This window comes from Streptomyces peucetius, assembly GCF_025854275.1.
Lineage (GTDB): Bacteria > Actinomycetota > Actinomycetes > Streptomycetales > Streptomycetaceae > Streptomyces > Streptomyces peucetius_A.
In genome coordinates, this window is the sequence record NZ_CP107567.1 from 4,294,651 (window position 1) to 4,307,458 (window position 12,808).

At 70.6% G+C, this 12,808-nt stretch carries 12 protein-coding genes; 10 read left to right on the plus strand and 2 right to left on the minus strand.

Features of this window, described 5'->3' with window-relative positions; all coding sequences use genetic code 11:
* Positions 1-35: 35 nt before the first annotated feature.
* Entirely contained in the window at positions 36-1,415 is a 1,380-nt protein-coding gene (locus tag OGH68_RS19800; RefSeq protein WP_264245807.1) for an aspartate aminotransferase family protein, read from the plus strand.
* Between the two features lie 448 nt (positions 1,416-1,863).
* On the opposite strand, the gene OGH68_RS19805 is transcribed toward OGH68_RS19800, so the two are convergent.
* Entirely contained in the window at positions 1,864-2,406 is a 543-nt protein-coding gene (locus OGH68_RS19805; RefSeq protein ID WP_413471116.1) for a hypothetical protein, read from the minus strand.
* Positions 2,407-2,480: 74 nt separating this feature from the next.
* On the opposite strand from OGH68_RS19805, the gene OGH68_RS19810 reads away from it, so the two are divergent.
* From OGH68_RS19810 to OGH68_RS19825, 4 genes are all read left to right on the plus strand, one after another.
* Positions 2,481-3,314, plus strand: a complete 834-nt coding sequence (locus OGH68_RS19810; RefSeq protein ID WP_264245810.1) for a GntR family transcriptional regulator — start codon at positions 2,481-2,483, stop codon at positions 3,312-3,314.
* Positions 3,284-5,719: a dolichyl-phosphate beta-glucosyltransferase gene (locus OGH68_RS19815; RefSeq protein WP_264245812.1), complete on the plus strand. Its 2,436-nt coding sequence runs from the start codon at positions 3,284-3,286 to the stop codon at positions 5,717-5,719. Before OGH68_RS19810 ends, OGH68_RS19815 begins: the two co-directional genes overlap by 31 nt.
* Before the next feature lie 192 nt (positions 5,720-5,911).
* Complete coding sequence (locus OGH68_RS19820) at positions 5,912-6,562, plus strand: hypothetical protein (RefSeq protein WP_264245813.1); 651 nt, start codon at positions 5,912-5,914, stop codon at positions 6,560-6,562.
* A gap of 384 nt (positions 6,563-6,946) precedes the next feature.
* Entirely contained in the window at positions 6,947-7,351 is a 405-nt protein-coding gene (locus tag OGH68_RS19825) for a hypothetical protein (protein ID WP_264245815.1), read from the plus strand.
* 271 nt (positions 7,352-7,622) lie between these two features.
* Here the strand turns inward: OGH68_RS19825 and OGH68_RS19830 are convergent, their stop codons facing one another.
* On the minus strand, positions 7,623-8,366 hold the full coding sequence (locus OGH68_RS19830; RefSeq protein WP_413471007.1) for an SLATT domain-containing protein: 744 nt from the start codon (positions 8,364-8,366) through the stop codon (positions 7,623-7,625).
* Between the two features lie 355 nt (positions 8,367-8,721).
* On the opposite strand from OGH68_RS19830, the gene OGH68_RS19835 reads away from it, so the two are divergent.
* The 5 genes from OGH68_RS19835 to OGH68_RS19855 all read left to right on the plus strand — a co-directional run bounded on the left by OGH68_RS19835 (position 8,722) and on the right by OGH68_RS19855 (position 12,786).
* Positions 8,722-9,057: a YbaB/EbfC family nucleoid-associated protein gene (locus OGH68_RS19835; RefSeq protein ID WP_264250179.1), complete on the plus strand. Its 336-nt coding sequence runs from the start codon at positions 8,722-8,724 to the stop codon at positions 9,055-9,057.
* 124 nt (positions 9,058-9,181) lie between these two features.
* Complete coding sequence (gene recR, locus OGH68_RS19840; protein WP_264245817.1) at positions 9,182-9,781, plus strand: recombination mediator RecR; 600 nt, start codon at positions 9,182-9,184, stop codon at positions 9,779-9,781.
* Entirely contained in the window at positions 9,774-10,433 is a 660-nt protein-coding gene (locus tag OGH68_RS19845) for a DUF5063 domain-containing protein (protein ID WP_264245820.1), read from the plus strand. The genes recR and OGH68_RS19845 overlap by 8 nt, the downstream gene beginning before the upstream one ends.
* 407 nt (positions 10,434-10,840) lie before the next feature.
* Positions 10,841-11,299, plus strand: coding sequence for a hypothetical protein (locus OGH68_RS19850; protein WP_264245822.1), 459 nt, complete (start codon positions 10,841-10,843; stop codon positions 11,297-11,299).
* A 215-nt stretch (positions 11,300-11,514) separates the two neighbouring features.
* On the plus strand, positions 11,515-12,786 hold the full coding sequence (locus tag OGH68_RS19855; RefSeq protein ID WP_264245824.1) for an aspartate kinase: 1,272 nt from the start codon (positions 11,515-11,517) through the stop codon (positions 12,784-12,786).
* The last annotated feature ends 22 nt before the right edge of the window (positions 12,787-12,808 follow it).

Here is a 12,808-nt window from a genome sequence, read left to right on the forward strand (position 1 = left end):
TCGTCGCCCGTCTGCGCGTCCTTACGCTGGTCGGCATGACCCCTCATGCCGACCCTCGTGCCGCCTTTCTTGCCGACCCTCAGGCCGGCGCCGCCGTGAAGGCCGCCGACCGCGCCCATGTGTTCCACTCCTGGTCCGCCCAGGGCCTGATCGACCCGCTCGCCGTCGCCGGCGCAGAGGGGTCCTACTTCTGGGACTACGACGGGAACCGCTACCTGGACTTCACCAGCGGGCTGGTCTACACCAACATCGGCTATCAGCACCCGAAGGTCGTCGCCGCGATCCAGGAGCAGGCCGGGAAGCTGGCCACCTTCGCGCCCGCGTTCGCCGTGGAGCCGCGGTCCGAGGCCGCCCGGCTGATCGCCGAGCGGACCCCTGGCGACCTGGACAAGATCTTCTTCACCAACGGCGGCGCGGAGGCCGTCGAGAACGCCGTCCGCATGGCCCGGCTGCACACGGGCCGGACGAAGGTGCTCTCCGCCTACCGCTCATACCACGGCGGTACGGCCACCGCGATCAACATCACCGGCGACCCGCGCCGCTGGGCCAGCGACAGCGGCACGGCGGGCGTCGTGCACTTCTGGGCGCCGTTCCTGTACCGGTCGCCGTTCTACTCCACGACGGAGTCCGAGGAGTGCGCCCGAGCCCTGACCCACCTCGAGGACACCATCGCCTTCGAGGGCCCCGGCACGATCGCGGCAATCATCCTCGAGACGATCCCCGGCACGGCCGGCATCATGATGCCGCCGCCCGGCTATCTCGCGGGCGTCCGCGAGATCTGCGACCGGTACGGCATCGTCTTCGTCCTCGACGAGGTCATGGCCGGCTTCGGCCGTACGGGCACCTGGTTCGCCGCCGAGCACTTCGGCGTGGTGCCGGACCTGATCACCTTCGCCAAGGGCGTCAACTCGGGATACGTACCGCTGGGCGGCGTCGCGATCTCCGCCGAGATCGCCGCCACCTTCGACAAGCGGCCCTACCCGGGCGGGCTCACCTACTCGGGCCACCCGCTGGCGTGCGCGGCGGCCGTCGCCACGATCCAGGTCATGGAGGAGGAAAAGGTCGTCGAGAACGCGGCCGCGATCGGCGAGAACGTGCTCGGCCCCGGACTGCGGGAACTGGCGGAACGCCACCCGTCGGTCGGCGAGGTGCGCGGCACGGGCGTCTTCTGGGCCCTCGAACTGGTCCGCGACCGCGAGACCCGCGAGCCGCTGGTGCCGTACAACGCGACGGGCGAGGCGAACGCGGCGATGGCGGCGTTCGGCGCGGCCTGCAAGAAGAACGGCCTCTGGCCCTTCGTCAACATGAACCGCACGCATGCGGTGCCGGCGTGCAACGTGAGCGAGGCGGAGGCGAAGGAGGGTCTGGCGGCGCTGGACGCGGCGCTGTCCACCGCGGACGAGTGGGTGGCGTAGCCACCGACGGTTCCCCACCCCACCCCACCCCTTCCCGTAACCGGGGGCTCCGCCCCCGGAGCCCGTTTCGGGGCTCCGCCCCGGGCCCCGGTACCGCACTCCGCGCGATGGCCTCAATCGCCGGCCGGGCTGGAAATGCCGCTACGCGGCACCCAGCCCGCCGGCGGGAGCGAATCCAGCCTCGCTGGGGTACGCCCCCTACGCCTGGCGGCGTGGGCGGTGCCCCCATCCACGGCCGCCAGGCCGTAGGGGGGAGTTTGAGGCGCGGGGTTCGGGGCGGAGCCCCGACGGGGTGGCGAGTTCCAGCTCGCCGGCGTTTGAGGCACGGGGGTACCGGGGGCGGAGCCCCCGCAACCGCCGCGCGGAGCGCGGTGCCGGGTCCGGGCGGAGCCCGGTTCGGGAAGGGGCGGGGTGGGGAAAGGGCCCCGCGCAGCGGCCCCCACCCCCCTCACCCCACCCCCGGCTCCACCTCCAGGAACCGCCGCTTCCGCGGCCCCCGGTACAGCAGCGCCTCCCAGCCCAGCCCCGTCAGCACCTCGGCGCATGCCTTGAGCCGGGTCTCCTCCTCCTGGGCCGCGCCGCCGCCCGGTGGGCCGAGCCACTCCACGTACACCGTCCGGGGGCGCTCACCGGGCCGTACGCGGTAGCCCGTGGCCGTGCGCCGGGCCGCATGATCCGCCTGACCCGCCTGACCCGCCTGACCCGCCTGACCCGCCTGACCCGCGTCGTCCGCGGCAACCGCGGCCACCGCCGACGGCGGGAACCCGGACGCCTCCAGCGCCAGCGACACCGCCCGCACGGCTCGGTTCAGCTCCCATGGCGCCGGCATCCCCTCGCCGCCTGTCGCGTTCGTCACCCGGCGGATCCGCAGCAGCCCCTCGAACGCCGTCCGCACCTCCGCGTCCCTGCCCGGCCCCGTCACCTGGGGCCCGTCGCCGGTGGCCGGCTCGAACACCTCGTCCACCCGGGCATCGCCTCCCCTCACGGTCAGACCGTACGCCGCGCACTGGCCGCATCACCCCTGGCCTATCGTGTCCGGGACCGAAGGCGAAGGAGAAGGCCACGATGCCCGGCTACGGGAGCGGCAGCGGTGGCGGGAACGGCGGCACGAGCGCCGTCACCCGCAACACCCTGCGGCAGCAGATCGCCGATGCGCTCCGTGACGAGGTGCTCGCGGGCCGTATGCAGCCGGGGCAGGAGTTCACCGTCAAGGAGATCGCCGAGCAGTACGGCGTCTCGGCGACGCCCGTCCGCGAGGCACTCGTCGATCTGTCGGCCCAGGGACTGCTCGACTCCGACCAGCACCGCGGTTTCAAGGTGCACCAGTTCTCCGTGGACGACTACCGGACCATGGTCGAGACCCGGTCGATGGTCGTCGACGCCATCTTCGGCCGCCTCGCCGAGCACCGGCCCTGCCCGCCGGCCCCGCAGGCGCTGCTGTCCGTCCACCGCCGGGCCGAGGAGGCGTCGCGGGCGGCGCGCACGGGCGACCTGGACATCCTCATCGGCTACGACCTGCGTTTCTGGCGGGAGCTCGCCGCGCTCGCGGCCAACCGCTATCTCTGCGACTTCCTGCACCGGCTGCGCGTGCAGGCATGGGTGTTCGCCGTGCCGTTCCTGCGCGCCGACCCGGAGCTCTCCGAGTGGCTGTGGAGTGGGCACCAGGACGTCGTCGACGCGGTGAACAGGGGTGATACGGCCTGCCTGCGCGCCGTGATCAGTGCGTACAACGACCACGCGCTGGCGTGGGCGGACCGGTTGGAGCGACGCGCCCGGCCGGAGCGACCGGACCACCGTGGCGAGGACAGGCCCGGCGAGGACAGACCCCGCCAGGGCAGAACCGGCCAGGACAGACCCGGCCAGGACAGATGGGACCGGCGGGGGCGGCAAGAGCGGTGAGCGTGGACCTGAGCGTCGTCGTCCCGGCGTACAACGAAGAGGCGCGGCTGCGGCCGACACTGGACGCCATCTGCGCGTATCTGCGCGCGGAACCGGACCGCTGGGGCGAGTGGGAGCTGATCGTCGTCGACGACGGGTCGACCGACGCCACCGCGAAGATCGCGCAGGAGGCCGCGTCGGAGGAGCCGCGGATCCAGCTCGTGTCGAGCGGGACGAACCGCGGCAAGGGCAGCGCCCTGCGCCTCGGCGTCCTCGCCTCCTACGGCCGGCGGGTACTGATCACGGACGCCGACCTGGCAACTCCCGTCGAGGAGTTGGACCGGCTGGAGGCGGAGCTGGAGAGCGGCGGCGCCGCCGCGATCGGCTCGCGCGCCCACCCCGACGCGCAGATCGGGGTGCACCAGCGACGCGTGCGGGAGTGGCTCGGCCGGATGGGCAACCGCCTGATACGAGCGGTCGCCGTCCCGGGCATCCGGGACACGCAGTGCGGTTTCAAACTCTTCGACGGTGACAAGGCGCGAGCCGCCTTCGCCGATTCCCGGCTGGACGGCTGGGCCATCGACGTCGAGGTGCTTCGGTTCTTCCGGTGCCAACGCTGGTCCGTGACCGAGGTCCCGGTCCGCTGGTCGCACGTCGCCGGCTCCAAGGTCAAACCCGCCGACTACGTCTTGGTGCTGCTGGAGCTGCTGCGGCTGCGGGCCCGCGCCGTGCGCCGAGTGGACCTGGCCGTCACCGGGCTGTTCCTCGTCGCGTCCGTACTGCTCTACAAGGGGCTGTGGACGGACCTGGACCGCGCGTACATCCGGGACGCCGGCCAGGACCAGAACCAGTGGGAGTGGTTCTTCGCCGTCACCGCCGACAACGTCGTCCATCTGCGCAATCCGCTCTTCACGACCCTCCAGAACAACCCCGAGGGCGTGAACCTGATGGCGAACACGGTGATGCTCGGCCTGTCCGTGCCCTTCACCCCCGTCACGCTCGCCTTCGGCCCGACCGTCACCTGGGCGCTCGTCCTCACCCTGGGGCTCGCCGCGACCGCGACCGCCTGGTACCTGCTGATCGCCCGGTGGCTGGTGACGAACCGGTGGGCGGCGGCGCTCGGCGGGGCCTTCGCCGCGTTCGCGCCCCCGATGATGTCGCACGGCAACGCGCACCCGAACTTCCTCGTCCTGTTCATGATTCCGGTGATCGTCGACCGGGTGCTGCGGCTGTGCGAGGGGACCGCCGTCCGGCGGGACGGGATACTGCTGGGCCTGTTCGCCACGTACCAGATCTTCCTCGGCGAGGAGGCGCTGCTGCTCGCCGCGATGGGCATGGTGCTCTTCGCCCTCTCGTACGCGCTCGCCGACCGTGACGCGGCCAGGGCCGCGTGGCGGCCGCTGCTGCGCGGCACGGGCATCGCGCTGCTGGTGTGTCTGCCGCTGGTGGCGTTCCCGCTGGGCTGGCAGTTCTTCGGGCCGCAGAGCTACAAGAGCGTGCTGCACGGCGACAACGCCGGCAACAGCCCGCTGGCCTTCCTGCAGTTCTCCGGCCGGGCGCTGATGGGCTCCGACGCCGGCGCCGACCCCCTGGCGATGAACCGCACCGAGCAGAACGCCTTCTTCGGCTGGCCGCTGATCGCGCTGGCCTTCGCGATCGTGATCCGCCTGTGGCGGCTGCCGCTGGTCAAGGCGCTCACCTTCACGGCGGTCGCCGCGGCGTTCCTCTCCCTCGGGCCGAAGTTCCGCATCCCGTACACGGACATCGTGCTGACCGGCCCGTGGCGGGCGCTGGCGCACCAGCCGTTGTTCGAGTCGGTCATCGAGTCGAGGGTCGCGATGATCTGCGCGCCCGTCCTCGGGATGCTGCTGGCGCTGACGGCTCAGCGGCTCGCCGCCTGGCGGCCGCTGCTGCGCGGGCTGGGCTTCGCCGCGCTGGCGGCGGCCCTGGTTCCGGTGCTGCCGACGCCGTACCCGGTGCGCGAGCGGCCCGAGATACCCGGCTTCATCGCCCAGGGCACGTACAAGAAGTACCTCGCGGAGGGCGAGTCCCTGGTCACCGTGCCGCTGCCGAACCCGGGCAGCGCGGAGGCCCTGCACTGGCAGTCGGCGACGGGACTCGGTTTCCGGGTGGCGGGCGGCTACTTCAACGGTCCGTGGGGCCCGGACCGCATCGGCATCTACGGCGCGACCCCGCGCCACACCTCCAACCTGCTGGGCGAAGTCCGCAACTCCGGCCAGGTCCCGGTCATCGGACCCAACTGGCAGGCCCAGGCGCGCCACGACCTCGAGGCGTGGCACGCGGGCGTGGTGGTGCTGGCGCCGCAGTACAACGAGGGGCCGCTGTACGAGACGGTGGAGAAACTCCTGGGCCGGCCGGGGGAGAGGGTGGCCGGGGTGTGGGTATGGGACGTGGGAGCGGAGTGACAAGGAGGTACCGGACCGTACGAAACCGTGCCGAACGGTCCCTTCGCGCACCGTCCCCGTCGCACTACGCTGCTGTGACCATCGTCCTTCTTCACGCTTCCTCCGCCTCCGGCCCGCCGGCCCCCGGCCCCTGCGGCCGTCCGACCCTCAACCGCACCACCCGTGCCCGAACTGCTGAGAGCGAGCCCTCCCTTGGCCTGTGACCTGTGGCTGGTCCCCCTCGTCGACGTGCTGTGCCACAGCCCCGACAATCCCTTCGCCGAAGAGATCGCGTCCTACGACACGGCACTGACCGGCGCGGGCCTGCCGACGGTGCCCGTCTTCGCCTACATGCCGGGCCTGTCGGGCGACGTCGCCCCGGTCGCCGGGTTCGACTACGACGCGCTGCACTTCCTGCGCCGTGCCTACCTGCTGCAGCTGTGCGGGCTCGCGGTGACGCCGGTGGACGAACTGGGCGGCGACTACGAACAGTTGCTGGAGATGTTCGAGTCGACGGCACAGCAGTCGCATCTGGTGTGGCACTACGACCACGCCGGCGCCTATGTGCCGGTCGACTTCCCGGCCCCGCTGTTCAACGACGAACTCCTCGAGGGCGGCGGCCCCTTGGGCTCCACCCAGGGGCTGCTGCGCGAACTGGAGTACGTGGCCCCGTCCATCGGCATCGACCCGGCCAACCCCCCGGCCGCGCCGGAACCCCCGGACCGCCCGACGGCCCTCGAGGAGCCGGCGGGCCCGATCCCGTACGACGACAGTCCCTTCGCCCGCGAACGCCACGTCTGGCTGGGCCTGCACGCCGCGGCGACCCGGAGCCTCGGCCAGGGCTCGATGATCATCTTCAGCTGACCTGCGCGTATCCGTGCGCGGTTCGGGACATCAAGACGCCGGACAGGTGCCCGACGACTGTCGGTCACCTTCCGGGTCGTACCGGGCATGCCGTAGAAGGGCACCTCCGCCGGCCTTCCGCCCGGACGGACGGATACGTCCCCATCGCGCGGTCAGTTCACGCTGCAGGAAACGCCGTTGTGCACTTTATGTGCACCCCTGGAAGGAGTATCCGGCAATGCGACATGATAGATTCTCTTCTTGAAACGGGGGTCCGTTCTTGCATTGCCGAGAACGGGGTTGGTAGAGCAATGCGTTCCATGCGTAGCTATTTCTGGCGGGCATGGGGTGTGCTTTGTGCTGCCTGCTGATCAATCCCCCGCATTACGGGAGGACAGATCCAAATTGAAGCTGCTTCACAAGCGTACTGCGAAAGCTGTCGGCGTCGTTCTCGGCGCGGCAGTCGTCACCCTGACCACGGCGACGAGCTCATTCGCGGCCAGCAGTACGCATGCGTACACCACTGACGACAATCCTGGTGGCCACGCCTGGCTCAGGAGCGACGGCGAGCGATTCTACGTCGCCGACAACGACTCGGACGGATATCGTGCGTCGGGTTACCTCCGCTTCGGAGGCAACACTTACCGTCTGGACGATGCAAACGGTGCCAGCACTCCGTCCAGTGCAGGGTGGGTGAGCAAGGACTTCTCCATAGCGGAGGGTGCCTCGTTCAGCATCCGTGTCTGCCTGCGTGACGGCTACTCCGGGGCTGCCCAGTTCTGCAGTTCATGGAAGTACGGCACGGCGTAGCATTTCTGATTCTGTGTGGGGCGGTTCGGCGGAGAAGCCTTCGTTGCCGCAATAAATAGAACCTGGCGCCGTGCGGGTTCTGGCAATATCGACTCCGGACGCCCGGACACCCTGCGGGGCCTTGCACCAGACCAGTGCAAGGCCCCGCATTCGGCTTCTCCCGGCCTCGGCCGCTGCGGGCAGCCGGGCCCAGGGGCCGCATCCCCGCTGTGCTGAACCGCCCGGCCACACCCGTGTGATGTGCGGGAACCGCCACCAGGGCGCTCGCCCGTCAGCGCGGCGACTCCGGGGGCCGTTGGCGCGGCATGTTGGGGCGGGTGGTCGGGGGGAGGGGGAAGCGGCCCTGGATGACGCCCGGGGCGGGGTGGGGGTCCGGGGGCCGGCGCGGGGGTGAGGAGGGCAGGCGCAGCGGGGCCGGGCCGGGGCGGAAGTCGGTCATCCAGTCGGAGGTCTCGGAGCGGACCAGGTCGGCGATGTCCTCGGAGAAGCGGCGCAGCACGCCCAGGCAGCGCTCGGCCGCCTCGCTCGCCGTGCCTTCCGCCGGGCCGAGGATCTCGCGGACGCTCTCCGAGGCCCAGTCGTACTGGAGTTCCTGAAGGCGGCGCTGTACCGCCTGCGCGGTGGCCACGTCCCGCATCCAGCCGGACGTCAGGCCGAAGTACCGGTCGCAGGCGAGGCAGGCGGCGGCCAGGAGCAGGGAGAGGTAGCCCCAGGGGGCGGCCCCGGAGACCGCCTGCGTCAGGTCCAGGAGGGGGAGGGACGCGCCGGCCAGCGTGCCGAGGGCCGTGCCCAGGCGCAGTGTGCGCGCGGCCCGGCGTTTGAGGACCCGGTCCGCCAGATACCAGTCCGCCGTCCGCAGCGCGTCGGACTCGACCCAGCGGTAGAGCTCGTCCAGTCGGGCCGCGGGCTCGCCCCAGTCCCCGAGAGGGAACGTCCGTCCCGTCAGGTCACTCGGCGGCGCCTCGCCACCCTCCCCGTGGGCCGGCCCCCCGGGCTGCATCTCCGGCTGGCTCACCGGTGCACTCCTCTGCGCTCTGCTGACGATCAGGCTGACGACCAGGACTGACTATCAGGTCCGAAAAGGTGCTGAAAAGGTGCTGACGTTACACCGCGTGACGTACGTGGCGCGCGTGCGTTCTGATGCGGCGCAGGCCCTTCATACCGCCGAATGGTGGGCTGTGGGCCACGGATCCCGGTATTTCCGCCCGCACGGCGGCTCTGGTCAGGTATTGGAGCGTCGATCAGCCCCGTACCGCTCACTCGAAAGAGTTGCCCCACGCAGGGTGGGGCGGCCGGCTGGGTGAGCACGTAGGCTCGGGGAGTACCGAAAAGTACAGCGCGTTCAGTCGTCGATGTAGCCAGGAGTGACCGTGATCCCCGGTGGTGGCCAGCCCAATATGCAGCAGCTGCTTCAGCAGGCGCAGAAGATGCAGCAGGACCTGGCGCAGGCCCAGGAGGAGCTTGCGCAGACCGAGGTCGAGGGCCAGGCGGGCGGCGGGCTCGTGAAGGCCACCGTCACGGGCTCCGGTGAGCTGCGGAACCTCGTCATCGACCCGAAGGCCGTGGACCCGGAGGACACCGAGACGCTGGCGGACCTCGTCGTCGCCGCGGTGCAGGCCGCGAACGAGAACGCCCAGCAGCTTCAGCAGGACAAGCTCGGGCCGCTGGCGCAGGGCCTCGGCGGCATGCCGGGCATGCCGTTCTGACCCGGATCTCCCCGGCTTCCCCCAGATCTCCCCGGCTTCCACCCCGGTCCTCCGGGCTTCGGCCTTCTGAGGACCCCCGGCAGCAACTACCGTAAGCAGCAAGCACTCCAGGAGAGGCGTTCCGTTGTACGAAGGCGTGGTTCAGGACCTCATCGACGAACTGGGCAGGCTGCCCGGCGTCGGTCCCAAGAGCGCGCAGCGGATCGCCTTCCACATCCTCCAGGCCGAGCCGACCGATGTCCGCCGCCTCGCGCACGCCCTGCTCGAGGTGAAGGACAAGGTGCGTTTCTGCGCCGTGTGCGGCAACGTCGCCCAGCAGGAGCAGTGCAACATCTGCCGCGACCCGCGCCGGGACCCGACGGTCGTCTGTGTCGTCGAGGAGCCGAAGGACGTCGTCGCGATCGAGCGGACTCGGGAGTTCCGCGGCCGGTACCACGTCCTCGGCGGCGCCATCAGCCCCATCGAGGGCGTGGGCCCCGACGACCTGCGCATCCGTGAGCTGCTGGCCCGCCTCGCGGACGGCACGGTCACCGAGCTGATCCTGGCCACGGACCCCAATCTGGAGGGCGAGGCGACGGCCACGTACCTCGCGAGGATGATCAAACCGATGGGTTTGAAGGTCACGCGGCTGGCCAGCGGACTCCCTGTAGGGGGAGACTTGGAATACGCCGACGAGGTCACGCTCGGCCGTGCCTTCGAGGGGAGACGACTGCTCGATGTCTGACGTCATGCTGCACGCCGTAGGACAGGATCCCGACAGCTTCGCGGTCCAGATCGCCGACTCGATCGAATCGTTCATCGTCGCGACCACCGAGGTCGCCAAGGGCGACGAGCCCGACAGCGCGATCCCGTTCCTGCTGCTCGAGGTCTCCCAGCTGCTGCTGACCGGCGGCCGCCTCGGCGCGCACGAGGACATCGTCCCGGACGAGCGGTACGAGCCCGACACCGGACCCGACCTGGACGTCGACGAACTGCGCATGCGTTTCGCGACCATGCTCGAGCCGATCGACGTCTTCTCCGAGGTCTTCGACCCGTACGAGCCCCGCAAGGCGCCCGTACCGTCGCGGATCTCCGACAGCCTCGCCGACATCATCATGGACCTGCGCCACGGCCTCGCCCACTACCGTGCGGGCCGCACCACCGAAGCGCTGTGGTGGTGGCAGTTCTCGTACTTCTCCAACTGGGGCCCGACCGCCTCCGCGACCCTGCGCGCCCTCCAGTCCCTGGTCGCCCACGTCCGCCTCGACCAGCCCCTCGCGGAACTGGACGGCCTCGACACCGACGAGGACCTCACCGAGGACGCGCTGGCCGAGGAGGCCGGCAAGGTCATGGTCCAGGAGATCGCCGCTCCGCTGGGGCTGCGGCGGGCTCGCTGACCTTCCCGTGAGGCCGTGGCACAACCGGTATTTCCGCGTGTCCTGACCGCTTCCCCGTGCTGCTAGGTTCGGCCGCCGGCCGACGAAACAGCGGGGGAGCGGACACAGTGGCGACGCAGGCATGGACGGGCATACGCGCCCGGGCGGCGGGCATGGCGGGGCTCACGGCGGCCGCACTCCTGGTCGGCGGGTGCGGCCCGCGGGACGACGGCGCGGCGGCGGCGCCTGCAGCGACGGCATCCCCGTCACCGTCCACTTCGACGTCTGCGTCCCCGTCCCCGGCCCCGACTGCGTCCGCTTCGTCCCCGGCCGCATCGCCGAAGGCCACCGCCGCGTCGGCGAAGCCCGCCGCACCCCGGACGCCCGCCGCGCCGCCCGTCACCACGCGGCCACCGAGGCCGACCACCGTGTCGATGTACGCGTCGGCCACCGCCGGCCCCCTGAGCCTGGTGCGCGGCGGGGCGGCCCGGGAGTTCACGGTCACGGTGAACAACGGCAACACCCGCGCCTACAGTGCCCTGCGCGTCGTCTTCCAGATGGAGATGATGATCGGCGACGAGGGCGCCACCCCGCCGCAGAACGGCTTCACCCTGGAACGCCGCGACCCCGCCTCCGGCACGTGGAAGACGGTCGAACTGCGCGTCGCCAACGATGTCCAGCCGCACTTCCTGTTCAGCGGCGGGACCCCGCTGGCCGAGGAAGCGGCCCGTACGGAGCGCTACCGCATCCGCGCCGGGAAGACCGGGCCGACCGGCTCCACGGCCCTGATGATCCGCCTCGTCGACACGACCGCGCCCGACGACGCGGCCTACGAGCGGGGCGTCCCGGCGGCCACGTCGCTGATGGTCACGGCCCGCCGCGACTGACCCCGGTCCGTGTGAGCCGGCCCACATCCTCGCGTACCCCGGTGACCCTTGGGCAGTAGCCAACCCGAACGGCCGCGGGCGCCCTCCGGGACGTCCGGATGATCACTGGGTGAGCGGGACATCTCACCATGTGACACAAAAGGGGCGATCCGCGGCTGCTCGATAAAATAAGCCGACCGCAGTAGTGACTGCAGAAGACCGAGCGAGGAGCGCACGTGGGCCTTGTCGTGCAGAAGTACGGAGGCTCCTCCGTAGCCGATGCCGAAGGCATCAAGCGGGTCGCCAAGCGAATCGTCGATGCCAAGAAGGACGGCCACCAGGTGGTCGTCGTGGTGTCGGCGATGGGTGACACGACGGACGAGCTGATCGATCTCGCCGAGCAGGTATCCCCGATCCCTGCCGGGCGTGAGTTCGACATGCTGCTGACCGCGGGAGAGCGGATCTCCATGGCCCTGCTGGCCATGGCGATCAAAAACCTGGGCCACGAGGCCCAGTCGTTCACCGGCAGCCAGGCAGGCGTCATCACCGACTCGGTCCACAACAAAGCGCGCATCATCGATGTGACGCCGGGCCGGATCCGCACGGCGCTCGACGAGGGCAACATCGCCATCGTCGCCGGGTTCCAGGGTGTGTCCCAGGACAAGAAGGACATCACCACCCTCGGGCGTGGCGGGTCCGACACCACGGCGGTGGCGCTGGCCGCCGCACTGGACGCCGAGGTCTGCGAGATCTACACCGACGTCGACGGCGTCTTCACCGCCGACCCGCGGGTCGTGAAGAAGGCCCGGAAGATCGACTGGATCTCCTCCGAGGACATGCTGGAGCTCGCCGCCTCCGGCTCCAAGGTGCTGCTCCACCGCTGTGTGGAGTACGCACGCCGATACAACATCCCGATCCACGTCCGCTCGTCCTTCTCGGGACTGCGCGGCACCTGGGTCAGCAACGAACCGCGAGGGGATCAGAAGGTGGAGCACGCCATCATCTCGGGAGTCGCCCACGACGTCTCCGAGGCCAAGGTCACGGTTGTCGGCGTTCCCGACAAGCCCGGTGAGGCAGCCGCCATCTTCCGCGCGATCGCCGACGCCGAGATCAACATCGACATGGTCGTGCAGAACGTCTCCGCGGCCACCACCGCCCTGACCGACATCTCCTTCACGCTGCCCAAGACGGACGGCGCCAAGGCGATGGCCGCTCTGGAGAAGCAGAAGTCCGCCATCGGCTTCGACTCGCTGCGCTACGACGACCAGATCGGCAAGATCTCCCTGGTCGGCGCCGGTATGAAGACCAACCCGGGCGTCACCGCCTCGTTCTTCGAGGCGCTGTCCGACGCGGGCGTGAACATCGAGCTGATCTCGACCTCCGAGATCCGCATCTCGGTCGTCACCCGTGCCGACGACGTCAACGAGGCGGTGCGCGCCGTGCACAGCGCCTTCGGGCTCGACTCCGACTCCGACGAGGCTGTCGTCTACGGAGGCACCGGCCGATGACCCGCCTGCACGGAGGCGTGCG